Source organism: Levilactobacillus parabrevis ATCC 53295 (genome assembly GCF_001434055.1).
GTDB classification, from domain to species: Bacteria; Bacillota; Bacilli; order Lactobacillales; family Lactobacillaceae; genus Levilactobacillus; species Levilactobacillus parabrevis.
On record NZ_AZCZ01000043.1, the window covers coordinates 1 to 18,980 of the forward strand.

Sequence of the window (18,980 nt, forward strand, 5' to 3'; positions counted from 1 at the left end):
GTTGCACTTGATTTGACAATTGGGGAGCAATTTTACTTGATAGGCATTTACACGGAAAAGCTTGCTATTTTTGTGAGAATTCAGTATGATAGGTAACTGTGCAAAAGCACAAACCCTTAACTTAGTTGGTTCGACAACCACCGTCGGCTTACTCAGTTTAGGGCAATTATATGAAGGGTGGTACATTTACCATGGCTATTAGTCCAGAAAAGAAAAACGAAGTTATCAAGCAATACGCACGTCACGAAGGCGACACGGGTTCTACTGAAGTCCAAGTTGCTGTTTTAACCGCTGATATCAACGAAATCAACGTGCATATGCAAAATCACCGTAAGGATTTCCATTCCCAACGTGGTTTGATGAAGAAGATTGGTCACCGTCGTAACCTTTTGGCTTACTTACGGAAGACTGATGTTCAACGTTACCGTGAATTAATCAAGAGTTTAGGCCTGCGTCGTTAATTCGCCGCACCGACGAGTCCATTTCCCTCTGGGAGATGGACTTTTTTTGCGTGGGACACCTTCGTAGTTCAGTAATTGCCCAAAGTATGGTAGACTGGAGAAAGTTTAATCATGGACGAATCTAGGTAGCGATGCCTATAAGAAAAGACTGGTCGTAGTGGATCAGTGATTAACTTAAAACTAGTGAAAATACTTGAGGTGAACTTATGAGTGCGAAGATAAAAATTATTCCGTTCGGTGGTGTCCGCGAGAATGGAAAGAACATGTATGCCGTTGATGTTAACGGTAGTATTTATATTTTAGATTGTGGGTTAAAGTACCCGGAGAATGAGTTGTTGGGGATCGATGTTGTGATTCCCGACTGGAATTACTTACGTGAGAACAAGGATCGCATCGTTGCGGTCTTCCTGACCCACGGCCATGCCGACGCTATTGGTGCGTTGCCTTACTTCTTGAGTGAGTTCAACGTTCCAGTTTTCGGGTCCGAAATGACAATTGCGTTAGCTAAACTGAACGTTGCCGATGAACCCAAGGTGAAAAACTACGATGATTTCCACGTGGTTGACGAAAAGACTGAAATTGACTTCGGTGACGTGGTCGTTTCCTTCTTCTCAACGACCCACTCGATCCCAGAATCTATGGGAATCGTCTTGAAGACGGATGAAGGCCAAATCGTATACACCGGGGACTTCAAGTTTGATCAGACGGCTAAGCCAGGTTATCAAACGGATTATGCTCGGCTTGGGGCCATTGGTCAGGCCGGCGTCTTAGCCGTGCTGAGTGACTCTGCCAACGCTGAAAATCCGACGATGAATGCTTCCGAACAGGAGATTGCCGAATCTATCGAGGAAACTTTCAACTATCGTAACGGTCGTGTGGTCGTTGCCTGTGTCGCGTCAAATATCTTGCGGATTCAACAAGTCTTTGACGCCGCCGTTAAGACGGGGCGGAAGGTTTGTTTGACTGGGCAAGACCTGGAAAAGATCGTCAACACGGCGATGAATCTGGGTAAGCTATCCTTTGACGACGACCTTCTAGTAACGCCAGAACAACTCGACAGCTTAGATCCTGCTGAAACGGTAATCCTCCAGACTGGTAAGATGGGTGAACCCATCAAGGCAATTCAACGGATGGCCAACAAGCAGGAAAAGACGCTTAACTTGCAAGAAGGCGACTTGGTCTACATCACGACCACCCCTTCACACGCCATGGACACGACGGTTGCCCAGACACGGGACATGGTTTACCGTGCCGGTGGTGAAGTGAAGGCAATCTCCGATGAAATGAATTCGTCAGGTCACGCCTACAAACGTGACTTGCAACTCATGTTGAACCTGTTGAAACCTAAGTACTTGGTTCCTATTCAAGGGGAATACCGGTTATTGAACGCTCACGCCAACGCTGCAATGGAGTTGGGTATGCCAGCCGATCACGTCTTCATCCTCGCAAAGGGTGATGTTCTGACTTACGACAAGGGGACTATGGGTCTTGGTGAAGGCATCGATGTTAGTGATACCATGATCGATGGGATCGGTGTCGGTGATATCGGGAATATCGTCTTGCGTGACCGGAAAGTCTTGGCCGACGATGGGATCTTTATCGCCGTAGTGACGATTGACCGTAAGAAGAAGCAAATTGTGGCGGAACCTAAGATTACGTCACGTGGTTTCGTCTACGTCAAGGCTAACAAGGACTTGATGCAGGAGAGTGGTCAAATTATCAGTAAGGCCGTTCAAAACAACCTTGATAATAAGGAATTTGATTGGGGCCATTTGAAGCAGGATGTCCGTGAACATTTGAGTCACTACCTCTTTGAACAGACCCATCGACGTCCCGTAATCTTACCGGTTATCATGGAAGTCAACCAGCACCATCGTCGTGCAAGCAGCAAAGACAAGGCGAACACGGGGAAGGAACAGGCCAAAGACGTCAAGGCACCTGCTAAGCCTAAGGCCAAGTCGAAGCCGAAAGCTAAGGGTAGCAATGCGCCCAAGGCTAAGACAGCTGGCAACAAAGCCGCAGCAACGACTAAGGATGGTCAGGCAACGCATAAGCCACGACGTAATCGGAAGCGGCGGCCACATGCAGCTAAGCCGGCTGAAACAACAGACAAACAGTAAAAATACGAACGGACCGAGACCATTTGGCGTCGGTCCGTTTTGATTCAACCAATTCTGGTCCAGAAAGGAATGTGCTATGGGAGAATTTTCTAGTCCCGCCGCTCGTGAACAGGCCGTTGTCCGGGCTCACCAGGCGTTTGATGCGGGGGAGTGGTCCACGGCGACTGAATGGTTTGAACGGCTCTATAATGACCAGCAAACGGCCGAATTCAATCGCTATTTGGTCGCGAGTCTCTACCATGATGAGAAATACTTGGTGGCGGAGCAATTTGCCGCGGAACAGGACGCGGTTTATTTGACGACTGCGGAAACGTTTCAGCTACGGTTAGACGTAGCACTGAAAAATCAACAGTTTATTTTCGCTCGAGAGTTCTGTGAGCTGCCCGCGGCGAAAAGCTGGCGTGAAACGGGAATTACCCAGATTGTCAGTGCCGAGGAGGCCTCGCGTCGGACGTTAGGTGAAACGCAACGGGTCTTGGCCAAGCAATTCTATCATCTGGGGGATGTGGACTTCGATGAACAGCGGCAACGCTTGACGCACGCACGTCAACTGCCACTCAAGGAGTTCATGCAGGGCGTTCAGTACCTGTTGGTCGACCCCTTTTTGCATCCCTTGATACGTGCGACGCTGTTGGAAGAGCTCTTACGGCTACACACGACGAAGACGGTCCACCTTCACTGGTTGGACGACGAGGATTACACGTTAGACACCAGTCAATTGCAGCCGGTGGGGGCAAGTCAGGCTGCCCGCACCATGCAAAATTATCTGCATGAAGACTTGGGGCAGCGCGATCCGATGCTTGCGGCTAGCGTTTCGCAAACAATTACGTTACAATTGATGATGCTGTATCCGTTTATCGACAAGATTATTCGGAATCCACTGGCTTGGGTCCAGGTCGTGGCGCAGCAACCGGTGACAGATCAGACCGGTGCGGCAGAATTAAATGAAATTTCTGAGTGGCAAAACCGCTTAAATCACTTCATGAGGGCATTATTTGGGCCGATTAACCATGAAAATCATGAAAAACCGTAAATTCGGCAAGATTTTAGTTTACAAATAATTCTGCAGCATATATACTGGTCAAGGATTCTTTTTTGGGAGGGTTCCAGCTTTCCCTTTCTGAAAAGAAGTAGTATAATTTTACGCAAAGGGTGATTAATTTTCCTTGTGAGAAGAGATTGTCCTTGCGATAAAATACAGGAGGGTTTCATTAATGGCTGAAAAAGAACATTATGAAAGAACTAAACCCCATGTAAATATTGGTACTATTGGCCATATTGACCATGGGAAAACGACGTTAACTGCTGCAATCACTAAGGTACTTGCTGACAAAGGTTTAGCAAAGGCCGAAGATTACGCTGATATCGATGCTGCTCCAGAAGAACGTGAACGTGGTATCACGATCAACACTGCCCACGTTGAATACGAAACTGAAAAGCGTCACTATGCGCATATCGATGCCCCAGGACATGCTGACTACATCAAGAACATGATCACTGGTGCTGCCCAAATGGACGGTGCTATCTTGGTTGTTGCTGCTACTGATGGTCCTATGCCACAAACGCGTGAACACATTTTGCTTGCTCGCCAAGTTGGTGTTAACTACATCGTTGTCTTCTTAAACAAGACCGACTTAGTTGATGACGACGAATTGGTCGACTTAGTTGAAATGGAAGTTCGTGAGTTGTTGTCCGAATACGATTACCCTGGTGACGATATTCCTGTTGTTCGTGGTTCCGCTTTGAAGGCTCTTGAAGGCGACGAAGAACAAACTAAGGTTATCCTTCACTTGATGGACATCGTTGATGACTACATCCCAACTCCAGAACGTGAAAACGACAAGCCTTTCCTTATGCCTGTTGAAGACGTCTTTACGATCACTGGTCGTGGGACTGTTGCTTCCGGTCGTATCGACCGTGGGATGGTTAAGGTTGGTGACGAAGTTGAAATCGTTGGTTTACATGACGACGTATTGAAGACTACTGTTACTGGTCTTGAAATGTTCCGTAAGACGTTGGACCTTGGTGAAGCCGGGGATAACGTTGGTGCCTTACTTCGTGGGATTAACCGTGAACAAGTTGTTCGTGGCCAAGTTCTTGCAAAGCCAGGTTCGATCCAAACCCACAAAGAGTTCAAGGGTGAAGTCTACATCTTGAGCAAAGAAGAAGGTGGCCGTCATACGCCATTCTTCTCAAACTACCGTCCACAATTCTACTTCCACACCACTGATATCACTGGTGTTATCGAATTGCCTGATGGCGTAGAAATGGTTATGCCTGGTGATAACGTGACGTTCACTGTTGAACTGATCCAACCAGCTGCCATTGAAAAGGGTACTAAGTTCACTGTTCGTGAAGGTGGCCACACCGTTGGTGCCGGTACCGTTACGGAAATTGACGACTAATTAATTTCATTAATTAGTGTGCCTTGAAAGAGGGGCTGAAGGGGTGACCTTTCAGTCCTTTTTTCGTGCCTAAATATCGTAATGAGCCGGGTGGCGATTTCAGTGAGTCATGGCTGAGAATCCGGAATAATCGGTTCGTGATGGTAAATTACCGGTAGCGGTTTATTTTTACCGGATTTTCAGAGAAAAATTTAAGGAAAGCCGCGTCATTCACGGCATTTCAGCAAAAATCATTTTACAATTCGGATAGCATAAGGTACACTTATACAGTATGCAATTGATAGAATTGTAAATAGTAATATCTTTCATTTCGGAGGGAAAATAATGGCTGCAAAATGGGAAAAAAAGGACTCTAATCAAGGCGAATTAACCTTTGAAATTGCTCCTGATATGATCAAGGATGGTCTGGACAAGGCCTTCAAGCGTACCAAGAAGAACCTGGCTGTACCTGGTTTCCGTAAGGGCCGTGTACCACGTCAAATCTTCGACCAAATGTACGGTGAAGAAGCATTGTACCAAGATGCTTTGAACATTGTGTTACCAGATGCTTACGAAGAAGCTATCAAGGAGGCTGGTATCGAACCAGTCGACCAACCCCAAGTGGATGTTGAATCCATGGACAAGGGTAAGGCTTGGGTTCTGAAGGCCGTTGTTACGGTTAAGCCAGACGTTAAGCTTGGTGACTACAAGGGCCTCAGCGTAACGAAGCAAAACACGCGGGTTTACCAAAAGGACATCGATGCCGAATTAGAAAAGCAACGTCAACAACAAGCCGAATTAGTGCTTAAAGAAGACGAAGCCGCTGCTAAGGGCGACACTGTTGTGATTGACTTCGACGGTTACGTTGATGGCAAGCAATTCGATGGTGGCAAGGCTGACAACTACTCCTTGGAATTAGGTTCTAACTCCTTCATCCCTGGCTTCGAAGACCAATTAGTTGGTCACAAAGCCGGCGATGACGTTGACGTTAAGGTTACTTTCCCTAAGGACTACCAAGCCGAAGACTTACGTGATAAGGAAGCCACTTTCAAGGTTACCCTCCACGAAGTTAAGGAAAAGCAATTACCAGAATTGGACGATGAATTCGCTAAGGATGTTGACGAAGACGTTGACAGCTTAGAAGAATTACAAGCCAAGACGAAGGACAGCTTGAAGGAACAAAAGACCCAAGCTGCTCACGATGCTATCGAAGACGAAGCTATCAGCGAAGCCGTTGACAACGCCGAAATCGCCGACATCCCAGAAGCTATGCTGAAGGATGACATCAACCGTCAAATGGACCAATACCTGGCTAACATGCAACAACAAGGTATCGAACCAAAGATGTACTTCCAATTGACTGGGACGACCGAAGACGACTTACGGAAGCAATTCACCGATGGTGCCGAAAAGCGGGTTAAGACTAACCTTGTTCTTGAAGCCGTCGTTGCTGCTGAAAAGATCGAACCTTCAGAAGACGAAATCAGTGCTGAAGTTAAGGACTTAGCTGGCCAATATGGCATGGAAGAAAGTGCTGTTCGCAGTGCCCTTTCAGATGACATGTTAAAGCATGACATTGCTATCAAGAGCGCCGTTGACTTGATTGCCGATTCCGCAAAGCAAGACAAGAAGAAGGACTCAGAAGATAAAGACTAATTCTTTATCCAATTGAGGACTTGACCGGGACGACAGTCGCTGTTGTCCCGGTTTTTCATTAGAATCAGGTTTTCTGAGCCGCTGAGGCAAATTGATTTTATCGTGGGCTTATCTGTGGTATAGTACACGATTGATAGGGAAATCTGGTTAGTTCGACAGGTTTACTGACACAAAGCTTTTTGTAATGAGTTAGGCTTAAGCCTGGAGAGAAAGGGTGAAGTTTATTGTTTGAAAACACCGAAACGAATGGCCCAGTGACCTGTTCTTTTTGTGGTAAATCACAAGATCAAGTTAAGAAGATCGTTGCCGGCCCAGGTGTTTACATCTGTAATGAATGTATTGACCTCTGTAAAGAAATCATTGATGAAGAATTCAGCCAAGACAGCGCACAAGAAACCTTGGAAGTGCCTACGCCTGCTGAAATCGTCAACACGCTCGACCAATACGTTATCGGTCAAAACGAAGCTAAGCGGACATTATCCGTTGCCGTTTACAACCACTATAAGCGGGTAAACGAAATGGCTCAGGCTGACGACGAAGGCCCTGAACTGCAAAAGAGTAACATCGCGGTGATCGGACCTACTGGTTCCGGGAAGACTTACCTGGCGCAAAGCCTGGCTAAGATTTTAAACGTTCCATTTGCGATCGCAGATGCCACAACCTTGACTGAAGCTGGTTATGTGGGTGAAGACGTTGAAAATATCCTGTTGAAGCTGTTGCAAAACGCCGATTATGACGTGGATCGCGCCGAAAAGGGTATCATTTACATTGATGAAATCGATAAAATTGCTAAGAAGTCCGAAAACGTTTCGATTACTCGTGACGTTTCCGGTGAAGGGGTTCAACAAGCCCTTCTGAAGATTCTTGAAGGGACGATTGCCAACGTTCCGCCTCAGGGTGGCCGTAAGCATCCCCAACAAGAATTCATTCAAATCGACACGACCAACATTCTCTTCATCGTTGGTGGGGCCTTTGACGGCATTGACGGGATCGTCAAGCGCCGTCTGGGTGACCAAACAATTGGGTTTGGTGCCGACAGTAAGGAACAAAATGTCTTGGCTTCCGGCGACAGCCTGATGCAACACGTGATTCCAGAAGACTTGCTCCAATTCGGTTTGATTCCAGAATTTATCGGCCGGTTGCCAATTTTGACAGCCCTCGAAAAGCTGGATGAAAACGACTTGGTTCGGATCTTAACGGAACCTAAGAACGCGTTGGTCAAGCAGTATGAGAAGTTACTGTCCCTCGATGATGTTCAACTGGAATTCCAGCCAGCTGCACTTCGTGAAATGGCCAAGTTAGCCATTGCGCGGAATACGGGTGCCCGTGGGTTGCGGTCAATCATTGAAGACGTGATGCGTGATATCATGTTCGACCTGCCTAGTCGTGATGACGTGGCAAAGGTTGTGATTACGGCTGAAACCGTAACCGACCATGCCGAACCTGAAGTCATCTTAAAGGATCAAAAAGCTTCATAATTGTCACACTGTGTGGCGTAGCGACCGGCCTTGGGGTTGGCCGCTTTTTTTATGGCCGCGTAAAGGGTTGGGGGAGTGGGCTTTAACCGCTTTATTGCAGAATGCCTGTTCGAGAAAGTCTCCAGTGAGGTGACGTTCTGTGTTAGAATAATGAAAGATATTTGGAGAGGATGGCATTAACCAATGGAAGTCAATCACGTAGAATTAGTCATGAGTGCGGTTGACCCCGCACAGTACCCAACGACGGGGTATCCAGAAATTGCGCTGGTCGGCCGATCAAACGTCGGGAAGTCTTCACTGACCAACGTTCTGATCAATCGGCGCTCGTATGCTCGGACGTCCAGTCAACCGGGAAAGACTCAGACCCTGAACTTTTATAACGTCGAGGATCAACTCTACTTCGTCGATGTCCCTGGCTACGGTTACGCCAAGGTTTCCAAGTCGGAACGGGAGAAGTGGGGGCAGATGATCGAAACGTATCTGACCCAACGCGACCAATTAAAAGGGGTTGTTTCCCTCGTTGATGCCCGGCACGCACCGACGGAAGACGATGTTCAGATGTATCAGTATCTAGCTTACTTTAACCTGCCAACGCTGATCGTTGCCACTAAGAGTGACAAGATTGCTCGTGGCAAGTGGAACCAAGCCGTGAGTCAGATCAAGAAGGCAATGAACCTGCCTAATACCGATAACATCATCATGTTCTCAGCACCGAAGAAGGTCGGGAAGGATGCCGTATGGAACTGGATTGAAGAACAAGCCTTTGGGGAGGAATAGGAATGGAATTTAATGACTATCAAAAAGCTGCGAACCGGACGTTGTACGGCAACGAACAGGTTCTAACCAACTGCGCTTTGGGGCTAGCTGGCGAGTCGGGCCAAGTTGTCGATCTCGTGAAGAACTACACCTTTCACGGTCAGGACATGGACCACGAAGCTATCGTCAAGGAAATGGGCGACGTGCTCTGGTATCTCAGCCAGATTGCCCAGTGGGCCGACATCGACTTCGATGAAGTAGCCCAGGATAACATTAAACGCCTTAACGAGCGTTACCCCCACGGGTTCCAACCGGAACGGTAATCGCTTGGCTGTTCAAAGCAAAGTCTAAAATAAAAGGACCCACGGAATTCTCCGTGAGTCCTTTAACTTTCGACGTTAGTCTTGACTGTGATCCTGTTCGTGTTTTGATTTATCGGCGTTGATCAAGCCTTTAGCGCGCTTGTTATCCTTGTGGGCATCGTCACGCTTCAAAAACTTGTCGCGTTTCACGTCCGTGGGGTCCATCTCAGCAAATTTACCGAACATGGAGTCAAGGTCATCCTGGCGTTTTACTTTAAGAGCCATTCAAGCCACCTCCTTGTCTTTAGCAGTATCATAGCAGAATTCCTGAGATTTGTCATTTATCAGGGTGAGGCTTGGCAAAAACCGAAGAAATTCGACTGATTTATGGTCGATAAAAATAATCTGGGAATCGGCGCTGTGGCTGGGTTGAATTGCTTGCACCAAACACGTATTCGGCTTATACTTGACAAGCTAATTCGAGAAATGAACGGGAGGTTAGGCCCTTGGCATCGGAATATTTGGAACACAAACTGGCGTTACTGCCGGGCCTTCCCGGCTGTTATTTGATGAAGAACATCAACAGCCAGATTATCTACGTGGGGAAGGCAAAGAACCTGAAGAACCGGGTGCGGTCGTACTTTAAGAGTAGCCACACCGGGAAGACGGCGCAGTTGGTCAGTGAAATCGTGGATTTTGAAACGATTATCACCTCGACCGACAAGGAGGCTTTCCTCCTAGAAATCACGCTGATTCAAAAGCATCAACCGTACTTCAACATTAAGCTGAAGCGGGGTACCGGGTACCCGTACATCAAGATCACTAACGAACGCGATCCGCAATTGCTACTGGTCAGCGATATCAAAAAGGATGGGGCCTATTATTTTGGACCGTACCCTAACGTTTACGCGGCTGAGGAAACTATTCACTTTCTACAGAAGGTCTATCCGCTACGACGGTGTACCGGTTATCAGGGGCGGCCGTGTCTGTACTATCACATGGGACAGTGTCTCGGCGCTTGCTTCAAGGAGGTTCCCCAAGCCGATTACGACGAACAGATCAAGAAAATCAAATCCTTCTTAAATGGAAACGTTGGTCACGCCGAAAAGAAATTATCCGACCGAATGACGGCGGCGGCCGCTGACATGGCTTATGAACGGGCAGCCGATCTGCGTGATCAGATTCGTTACATCGAGGCCACCGTGGAAAAGCAGAAGATTATTTCTAATGACAGTACGCCACGGGACATCTTCAACTTCTATTTGGATAAGGGGTGGTTGTCGATTCAAGTCTTCTTCATTCGCCAGGCACGTTTGATGAAGCGGGAGAAACGGCTCTTTCCAATCGTCAGCACGGCTGAGGAAGAACTGGCTAGCTTTATCGTCCAGTTCTATCAGCGAAAGAATACGGTGTTGCCACGTGAAATCCTGGTGCCGGCTAGTATTGATGCTGCCAGCATTGAGGAAGTCCTCCACGTGCCCGTCAGAACGCCGCAGCGGGGCACTAAACGTGATCTATTGGACATGGCTGCTAAGAACTCGCGACTGGTCTTAGAAGAGAAGTTTCGGCTGTTAGAGCTCGATGAAGGCAAGACGACTGGGGCCATGAAGGAAATCACCGATGCTCTGGGCATTGCGCCTGGACACAAGATTGAAGCGTTTGACCACTCCCACATTCAAGGGGCCGATTTAGTTTCGGCAATGGTGGTCTTCGTTGACGGTCAACCCAATAAGAAGTTGTACCGAAAATATAAATTACGAACGGTCGATCACGCCGATGAAACGGCTAGCACTTTGGAAGTGATTCGGCGGCGTTATGGGCGGTTACTCAAGGAACACGCACAGATGCCGGACCTGATCTTAATGGATGGGGGCGACATTCAGATGAATGCGGTCAAGGAAGTTCTGTCGGATGAATTTGACCTCCACATTCCAGTTGCCGGAATGGTCAAGAACGATCACCATAAGACGGCTGATCTACTGTTCGGTCCCGATGATCATCACATCCATTTGGATCCTAAGAGTCAAGGCTTCTACCTTGTTCAGCGGATTCAAGACGAGGTGCACCGGTTCGCCATTACTTTCCACCGACAGGTTCACAGCAAGAATTCGCTGAGTTCACGGCTTGACCGAATCCCTGGGGTGGGGCCCAAGACGCGGAATAAATTGTTGCGGAAATTTGGCTCGACCAAGAAAATTGGTGAGGCTAGTGTGGATGATCTGCGGGAATTAGGCGTTAGTAAAACCGTTGCGCAGACGATTCGGTTGACCCTGCAGGCCGAGACGGCTGAAATAAAAAATCCGCGGACGCCAACGAAACTTTGACGTGACGGCCGTTTGCCGGTATACTGGCTAGCAGGATACTTTACGAAGAAAGCAGCACGCGCTGGTTTAGAAAACGAGGAATAATAATTATGTTTGTAGATCAAGTTAAAATTGACGTCAAAGCCGGTAAGGGTGGCGACGGGATGGTTGCCTTCCGTCGGGAAAAATTTGTGCCCAATGGTGGACCAGCCGGTGGTGATGGTGGACGCGGTGGTAACATCGTATTCACCGTTGACGAAGGCTTACGGACGCTGATGGACTTCCGGTACCAACGGAAGTTCAAGGCCAAAAATGGGGGCAACGGCGCCATCAAGTCCATGACTGGCCGCGGTGCCGCGGACACGATCATCAGTGTCCCCCAAGGAACAACGATTTATAATAACGAAACGGGTGCCGTCATTGCCGATTTAGTGGCCAATGACGATTCCGCCATCGTGGCCAAGGGTGGCCGTGGTGGTCGGGGCAATATTCACTTTGCCTCACCTAAAAATCCCGCACCAGAAATCGCCGAAAATGGGGAACCTGGGCAGGAATTTGAAATTCGCTTGGAATTAAAGGTTCTCGCTGATGTCGGCTTGGTTGGATTCCCATCCGTTGGGAAGTCAACGCTGTTGTCGACGGTCACGAGTGCCAAGCCAAAGATTGCGGAATATCACTTTACAACGCTGGTCCCTAACCTGGGGATGGTGCGATTACCTGATGGTCGTGACTTTGTAATGGCCGATTTACCCGGTTTGATCGAAGGGGCCGCTAATGGGGTTGGTTTAGGCTTCCAATTCTTACGGCACGTTGAACGGACGCGGGTTATCCTGCATCTGATCGACATGAGTGGTCTCGAAGGTCGTGACCCTTATGAAGACTTTGAAAAGATTAATGAAGAACTCAAGACGTACGATCCCGACATTTTGAAGCGGCCACAGATCGTGGTTGCCAACAAGATGGATATGCCGGACTCCGCTGACAACTTGGCTAAGTTCAAGGAAGACTTGAAGCAAGACGAGTTGTTGGCTCAGGCACCGGAAGTCTATGCAGTGTCCGCACTGACGCACGATGGGTTAACACCATTGCTGCAACGGACGGCTGACATTCTGGCCGCAACGCCGAAGTTCCCAGTCAAGCAAGAAGAAGTGGTCGAAAAGGCCGAATACGACTTCAAGCCTGAAGCGGAATTTGAAATCACGCAGGACGCCGATGGTACTTGGATTCTGACCGGTGACAAGCTGCTGAAGCTCTTCCGGATGACCGATATCAACCATGACGAAAGCCTGTTACGCTTTACCCGTCAAATGCGGGGAATGGGTGTCGACAATGGTCTGCGAGATCATGGTGCCAAGAACGGTGACCTGGTCAAGATCGACGACTTCACCTTTGAATATATGGCTTAAATGGGTGTTGCCAGTGGGACCGATTGGACTTAGTCTGATTGGTCTACAGGGGCAATAGCCGACTCAATAGTTTAGCGCCAAAAAAGCGTGGTCAATCAAGACTTGAATCCTGATTGACCACGCTTTAATTTTGAATGTTATGAGAATAATTGCCAATTACTTGCCCCTAGTGGGTGTTAACTTACAATGTTAGTTTTAACCAAGTCGTGGGCTTGACCACTTGCTTTTTGTCAGCAAAGGCGCCAGCAAACTTAATCTTAACGGTCTTCAGATTGGGGTTAGTCTTTTCACTGGCAAGGCCGGTGGCAAATGTGGCGAGCTTGCCTTTGGCTGGAATGGTCTTTCCAGCGCTGGCATCGCTCAGTTGGTTGGCCGCATTTAACTGACGGTTGCCACTGAGTCGGATACTTTGAATGCCATCGGTGGTTACGGCCTGCTTCCCCCGGTTATAAATGGTAAACTTAACCTGTAGCGTGTAGTAGGGACTCTTGATCTGAGCCAAATTCAGGGCCTGAGCCGCCATGCGTTTGGCCGCGGCCGTCTTGGCGGTGTTCTTAATGACCCGAACGGTCGTGACCTTGTACGTCAAATTACCAGATTTAATGGTCGTTTGGGGATGCTTGATGGTGCTCAACGTCAGTTGGGTTCCGACCTTGTCGAAGGTGTACTGACCAGCCTTCTTGAGGTTGCCCGACTTCTTGTAGCGTGTACTCTTGGTCAACTTGGCCTGCGGGTGATACGTCTGTGCCTCTTCTTTATGCGAAGTGGCGGATGACGTTACCGCAGCATCCGGTTCCTTGGCACTGTAACTACTGGATTGGCTACTGCTATTCTTGAAGCTGGCAGTGCTCTTTTGGCCGCTGGATTGGCAACCAGCGAGTCCTAGGGTGAGAAGACTGAGGCTGAGCAGCAATGATGCTTTGATGAAACGCATGGTAAAACTCCTTTCAACCGAATAAGATTTGATGGAGCACCAGGCGGTAGCCGTAGAGGCGCTGAGGTGATTTCTGCGCGATGAATAGGCTGGCCTGGGGGTCGACCTGTTGCGTGCGGGTCCGTAGCTGGTCCAGCGTTAGTGGTCGGCCGGTCCCAGTGACGAGATGAAGCTGGTGGGGCTTGGTTTGTAGATCGACCACCGGCACTTGCTGACCGTCGTGCTCCCAGTACAGGCGCAGGGCGGGATGCAGGTCGATGGTCGACAGGTTAAAGTCAATGAGCCGCATGTTTTGTTGCCCCCAATCACAAGCTTACCTCGATTATACCGAATTTTAGGAAAGAACCCTAGCAATAATCCCCTTCACTGGGAATGGTCGGTTTTGAGAGTTGCGATTTTACCCAAAATCCCCTAAAATAGTGGACGGACTTTAATTATAGAATAGGAACGAAAAAATATGGAAATTCAATTTTTAGGGACGGGCGCCGGGTCACCCGGAAAGTTTCGGAATGTGACCAGTACGGCGTTGCGCTTACTCGATGAGCGCAATTCAGTGTGGCTGTTCGACGTGGGTGAAGCCACCCAGCACCAGATTCTGCGGACCACGTTAAAGCCGCGGAAGATCGATAAGATTTTTATTACCCACCTGCATGGTGACCATATTTTTGGGCTACCAGGTCTCTTGAGTAGCCGGTCGTTTCAGGGCGGCAATGAGCCGCTGACTATCTACGGACCCAAAGGGATTCGGGATTTTGTGGAAGTCAGTATGCGCGTCTCCGAGACCAAGCTGTCCTATAAGATTCACTACCGCGAATTATCCGCGGACGGCATGATTTTCGAAGATGATAAGTTTCGAGTTTACGCCCAGCACCTTGATCACCGCATCGAATGCTTTGGCTACCGGGTCGTTGAAAAGGATCATCCGGGAGAATTGATGGTCGACAAGCTACGAGAAGCTCAGATTCCGTCTGGACCAGTTTACGGTGAATTGAAGGCCGGCAAGACGGTCACGCTTCCTGATGGGCGTACCGTGAGCGGGGCGGACTTCCTGGGACCAAGTCAACCTGGCCGTATCGTTGCTCTCTTGGGTGACACCCGGCAGACCCGTAACGCCGCTCGTCTGACACAAGACGCCGATGTATTGGTGCATGAGAGTACGTTTGCCAAGGGTGAAAGCAAGCTGGCACGGGCCTACTATCACTCAACCAATATTCAAGCGGCTGAGCTGGCTAAACGGACCAATGTGAAGATGTTGCTGCTCAACCATATCTCAGCGCGTTACACGGGTAAGATGGCGTTAGAGCTACAGCAACAGGCACGTGAGGTCTTTAAGAACACACGGGTCGTCAAGGACTTTGATGAATACAATGTGCCATTTCAAAAAATAACTGCGGAGGGTGCTCAGAAATGAAAAATCAATGGCGAATCGTTTTAACAATCTTACTAGTTATCGTGGTGGCAATTTTTGCCATTCTAAACGTAGAAAGTGTCCCGGTTTCTTTTGGATTCACAACGGTTCATTGGCCATTGATTTTGATTCTGTTGGTGTCAATCCTGATCGGCGCGGTCTTGATGATTCTCTTCTCAACCATCACCGTCTTCCAACACAACCGAGCATACAAGGACTTGGAGCAGAGCAGTAATGAACGCATTGACGCACTGACCAAGGACAATGACCGCCTGACCAAGCGGCTGCAAAACTCCAAGAGTAAGCAGATCACTGGGCAACAGGAGAAGCAGTTACAAGATTTAGAGAAAGAAAACGCTGAATTAAAGGCAAGATTAGCTGGAGAGTCTAAAGACTAGCTACATTTAAGTGAAATGACCGTACCAGTTGGTTAATTTCAAGCTTAAAAGTTATCTTAGCCGAAGGAGGCCAAGGGTGGAGCCGGCTGTGGCGACGGTGTTAGACCGGGCGACTGCTCCTTCCCGGTCTTACAGCGTGGGACGCGCTTGGAAATTCGCATGAACCACGCGAGGTTTCAAACCGAACCGAAAGCCAGGTCTTTGGCTGCAGGTGGTCCCCACAGCAGGTGGAATCCTTGGCAACCGTAGGCGACAACTTTTAGCTTAGTTGAAAAATAACAAGAACCGATAGCGAGGAGCGGTGCCAGTGACACCGCTTTTCTAACGTTTAGAAAGGATGATTTGCTGGTGATTGCCGCACAATACCAATGGAACATTAAAAATGTTGACCAGCCCTCCGCGGAGGCACAGGCACTAGCGAAGACTGCAGAGATTTCACCGATTGTTGCTCAGATTTTGTGGAATCGGGGCTATCAGACGTCGGACACCGCGCACGCCTTCTTGAATCCCGGGCCAGAACAACTGCATGATCCCAGCCTTTTACACGACATGCAGAAGGGGGTCGACCGAATTGAGGATGCCATCGGGAGTGACCAGCAGATTACGATCTACGGGGACTACGATGCTGATGGGGTCACGAGTACGTCGATTCTTTATGAAACACTCAATGAGATGGGGGCCAAGGTCAATACGTACATTCCTAACCGGTTTACTGACGGCTACGGGCCTAACGTGGCGGCTTTTAAGAAGCTGATTGCAGCGGGAACCCAACTCATTGTGACGGTGGACAACGGGGTCGCTGGTAATGAGGCGATTGCGGCGGCAAATGAGGCGGGAGTGGACGTGGTTGTCACGGACCATCACGAACTTCCCCAAGAGCTACCCGCTGCCTATGCCATTATTCATCCCCGGTATCCCGGTGCTGAGTATCCCTTTGGCGGCTTATCCGGTGCTGGGGTGGCCTTTAAGGTGGCTCAAGCGTTGCGCGAGGAAATTCCACAGGATGTCTTGGATCTCGCGGCTATCGGGACGGTTGCTGATCTGGTGCCACTGGTTGATGAAAATCGGGTGCTGGTCTACTTTGGTCTTCAACTGTTAAAGCAGGACGAACGACCGGGTTTGCAAGCGCTGATGGCTGGGGCAGGCATTAAGCCTGAAGAACTGACCGAGCAATCGATTGGCTTCGGTATCGCGCCCCGGTTGAATGCATTGGGCCGGCTAGAAGATGCCAGTCCAGCTGTCGAGCTACTGACGACACTGGATGACGCACGGGCTAAGGAATTGGCGCAACAGACCGAGGAGAAGAATCGTAAACGCCAGGAACTGGTTCAACAGATCAGTCAGGCGGCCTTGGCACAGGCTGAGGACGCCGATCATCGTAACCGGGCCGCACTGATCATTAGTGGGCATGACTGGCACGAAGGCGTTCTGGGAATTGTTGCCAGCAAAGTCGTTGAGACGACGGGTAAGCCAGCGTTGGTGTTGAACGTGAACGAAGATGGTCGGGCCAAAGGGTCTGGTCGAAGCGTGGCTGCATTTAATCTCTTTGAGGCCTTAGACGGCCATAGAGACCTGATGACGGCATTTGGCGGTCATCACATGGCTGTTGGGCTAACGGTGCCTAGTGAGCAGTTAGGCGCCTTAGCTGATGCCTTGGACCAGGAGGCGGCCAATCAGAAGCTGACCGAAAGTGGGCCAGCTGAAGTACCCGTTGCCGCTTCGTTAGAGGTTGGCACAGTTACGCCCAAACTCTATCAGGAGCTGGCACAGTTGGCACCGTTCGGTACGGACAATAGTCAGCCGTTGTTTGCCTTTGAAACGGCCACGTTGACGCAAATCAAGGCGATTGGTAAAGACAAGTCTCACTTGAAGTTTCAGCTTCAAGAGGGCAATCATCAGCTCGATGCCATTCAATTTGGTGCCGGGAAGAATGTGGCAGCCCTGAGTGCGGAGCCGGATTCGGCGGCCGTTCTGGGTGCCATCGAGGATAATGTCTGGCAGGGCCGGCATTCCCTACAGGTGATGGTCAAGGATCTCCGCTTGGCGGATAATCCGGTAAAGGTTGAACGGACCAATCAGTTGCATCAAAAGATGTTCCAACAGCCGGGAACGTACGTGTTCTTCCACAACAACGTGTTTCGACAGTTAGCTAACCAACTGCCAGAAACCGCGACGGCACTGCTTTATGATGGGAGTGTGGCCGAAAAGTTGCCAGCCAATTCCACCGTGTTTATTGTGGATTGTCCGGATGCCACGACTGATTTGGAGACTGTTTTAAAACAACTTCAACCTACGCAAATCACCGCTTATCTCTATAAGAAAGAAAGTCTTTCGCAATTAGGGATGCCAACTCGCTCGCAATATGCTAAACTATTTAAGTTCGTTGCAACGCATCAACAAGTAGATGTGGGGCACCAACTGGCACAATTGGCAACTTTCTTGCAAATTCCACGAACCCAGTTAGTCTTCATGATTCAGGTGTTCTTCGAGTGTGGTTTCATCGCAATCGATCACGGCATCATGAATGGTGTGGCGAACCCGGAGCACAAGGATCTGACAGCGGCTCCGAGTTACCAACTTCGACAACAACAGATGCAGACGGAACAAGACCTCTTGGCCTGTCCGGCTGCGGCGTTAACGAAGCGTCTTGCCTCATTGATATAAAATAAAGGAGCTACTTAACTTATGGCAACTGATTTTACGAAATATATTGCTTCCGTTCCGGACTACCCAGAAAAGGGCATCATGTTCCGGGACATCTCCCCATTAATGGCGGACGGTGAGGCCTTCCACGCCGCAACCGATGAAATTGTCGCATACGCCAAGGATAAGGGCGTTGAAATGGTCGTGGGCCCAGAAGCCCGCGGATTTATTGTCGGCTGTCCCGTTGCGTACCAAATGGGCATTGGTTTTGCACCAGCTCGTAAGCAAGGCAAGTTGCCACGGCCAACGGTCAAGGCTTCATACGACTTGGAATACGGCACGTCAGCACTTTACCTGCACAAGGATGCCATCAAACCGGGCCAAAAGGTCTTGGTTACCGATGACCTCTTAGCCACTGGTGGGACCATTGGCGCAACCATCCAATTGGTCGAAGACCTGGGTGGTATCGTGGTTGGAACAGCCTTCCTGATTGAATTGAAGGAACTGCACGGTCGCGACAAGCTGAAGGGTTACGATGTCTTCAGTTTGATGACTTACTAAGATAATGAAAAATGGCTTTACCACCGGATCTCGGATGGTAAAGCCATTTTAATTTGGGTGTAAAAGTTATCGGATAGATTAGTGAGATTCGCATAGGCCGACATGATGAAAAGTTTATCATAAATGATTTTGAAATGAATATTGTCCCTCAATTGTCAAATCAAGTGCAA

General features: G+C 49.1%; 17 protein-coding genes. 14 read left to right on the plus strand and 3 right to left on the minus strand.

Annotation, left to right across the window (positions count from 1 at the left end):
- Positions 1-191 precede the first annotated feature (191 nt).
- The 8 genes from rpsO (at position 192) to FD07_RS10360 (ending at position 9,178) form a co-directional block, all read left to right on the plus strand.
- A complete protein-coding gene (rpsO, locus tag FD07_RS10325) occupies positions 192-461 on the plus strand; it encodes a 30S ribosomal protein S15 (RefSeq protein WP_020090254.1) in 270 nt (89 codons plus the stop codon).
- 206 nt (positions 462-667) lie between these two features.
- Entirely contained in the window at positions 668-2,581 is a 1,914-nt protein-coding gene (locus tag FD07_RS10330; RefSeq protein WP_020090255.1) for a ribonuclease J, read from the plus strand.
- 76 nt (positions 2,582-2,657) lie between these two features.
- Positions 2,658-3,614, plus strand: a complete 957-nt coding sequence (locus tag FD07_RS10335) for a hypothetical protein (RefSeq protein ID WP_020090256.1) — start codon at positions 2,658-2,660, stop codon at positions 3,612-3,614.
- A 181-nt stretch (positions 3,615-3,795) separates the two neighbouring features.
- Positions 3,796-4,986, plus strand: coding sequence for an elongation factor Tu (tuf, locus tag FD07_RS10340; RefSeq protein WP_020090257.1), 1,191 nt, complete (start codon positions 3,796-3,798; stop codon positions 4,984-4,986).
- 324 nt (positions 4,987-5,310) lie between these two features.
- Positions 5,311-6,621: a trigger factor gene (gene tig, locus FD07_RS10345; protein WP_020090258.1), complete on the plus strand. Its 1,311-nt coding sequence runs from the start codon at positions 5,311-5,313 to the stop codon at positions 6,619-6,621.
- Between the two features lie 224 nt (positions 6,622-6,845).
- Entirely contained in the window at positions 6,846-8,099 is a 1,254-nt protein-coding gene (clpX, locus tag FD07_RS10350; RefSeq protein ID WP_020090259.1) for an ATP-dependent Clp protease ATP-binding subunit ClpX, read from the plus strand.
- Between the two features lie 183 nt (positions 8,100-8,282).
- On the plus strand, positions 8,283-8,876 hold the full coding sequence (yihA, locus tag FD07_RS10355; protein WP_020090260.1) for a ribosome biogenesis GTP-binding protein YihA/YsxC: 594 nt from the start codon (positions 8,283-8,285) through the stop codon (positions 8,874-8,876).
- A gap of 2 nt (positions 8,877-8,878) precedes the next feature.
- Positions 8,879-9,178, plus strand: coding sequence for a nucleoside triphosphate pyrophosphohydrolase family protein (locus tag FD07_RS10360; protein ID WP_020090261.1), 300 nt, complete (start codon positions 8,879-8,881; stop codon positions 9,176-9,178).
- A gap of 75 nt (positions 9,179-9,253) precedes the next feature.
- Here FD07_RS10360 and FD07_RS10365 read toward each other — a convergent pair whose 3' ends face one another.
- The gene (locus FD07_RS10365) at positions 9,254-9,442 is read right to left on the minus strand and encodes an SPJ_0845 family protein (RefSeq protein WP_020090262.1); all 189 of its coding nucleotides are present in this window, start codon (positions 9,440-9,442) and stop codon (positions 9,254-9,256) included.
- Positions 9,443-9,663: 221 nt separating this feature from the next.
- Here FD07_RS10365 and uvrC point away from each other — a divergent pair, with 221 nt between their 5' ends.
- Together uvrC and obgE are read left to right on the plus strand one after the other, a co-directional pair.
- Positions 9,664-11,481, plus strand: a complete 1,818-nt coding sequence (gene uvrC / locus FD07_RS10370; protein WP_020090263.1) for an excinuclease ABC subunit UvrC — start codon at positions 9,664-9,666, stop codon at positions 11,479-11,481.
- Between the two features lie 89 nt (positions 11,482-11,570).
- Positions 11,571-12,866: a GTPase ObgE gene (gene obgE / locus FD07_RS10375; protein ID WP_020090264.1), complete on the plus strand. Its 1,296-nt coding sequence runs from the start codon at positions 11,571-11,573 to the stop codon at positions 12,864-12,866.
- Between the two features lie 181 nt (positions 12,867-13,047).
- On the opposite strand, the gene FD07_RS10380 is transcribed toward obgE, so the two are convergent.
- Together FD07_RS10380 and FD07_RS10385 are read right to left on the minus strand one after the other, a co-directional pair.
- Positions 13,048-13,800, minus strand: coding sequence for a hypothetical protein (locus FD07_RS10380; RefSeq protein WP_020090265.1), 753 nt, complete (start codon positions 13,798-13,800; stop codon positions 13,048-13,050).
- A gap of 13 nt (positions 13,801-13,813) precedes the next feature.
- Positions 13,814-14,089: a hypothetical protein gene (locus tag FD07_RS10385; protein ID WP_020090266.1), complete on the minus strand. Its 276-nt coding sequence runs from the start codon at positions 14,087-14,089 to the stop codon at positions 13,814-13,816.
- A 168-nt stretch (positions 14,090-14,257) separates the two neighbouring features.
- Between FD07_RS10385 and rnz the strand changes: the two genes are divergently transcribed.
- The 4 genes from rnz (at position 14,258) to FD07_RS10405 (ending at position 18,810) form a co-directional block, all read left to right on the plus strand.
- Positions 14,258-15,211: a ribonuclease Z gene (gene rnz, locus FD07_RS10390; protein ID WP_020090267.1), complete on the plus strand. Its 954-nt coding sequence runs from the start codon at positions 14,258-14,260 to the stop codon at positions 15,209-15,211.
- A complete protein-coding gene (locus tag FD07_RS10395) occupies positions 15,208-15,606 on the plus strand; it encodes a LapA family protein (protein WP_020090268.1) in 399 nt (132 codons plus the stop codon). The genes rnz and FD07_RS10395 overlap by 4 nt, the downstream gene beginning before the upstream one ends.
- A gap of 348 nt (positions 15,607-15,954) precedes the next feature.
- A complete protein-coding gene (gene recJ / locus FD07_RS10400) occupies positions 15,955-18,270 on the plus strand; it encodes a single-stranded-DNA-specific exonuclease RecJ (RefSeq protein WP_020090269.1) in 2,316 nt (771 codons plus the stop codon).
- A 21-nt stretch (positions 18,271-18,291) separates the two neighbouring features.
- A complete protein-coding gene (locus FD07_RS10405; protein ID WP_020090270.1) occupies positions 18,292-18,810 on the plus strand; it encodes an adenine phosphoribosyltransferase in 519 nt (172 codons plus the stop codon).
- Positions 18,811-18,980: the final 170 nt, after the last annotated feature.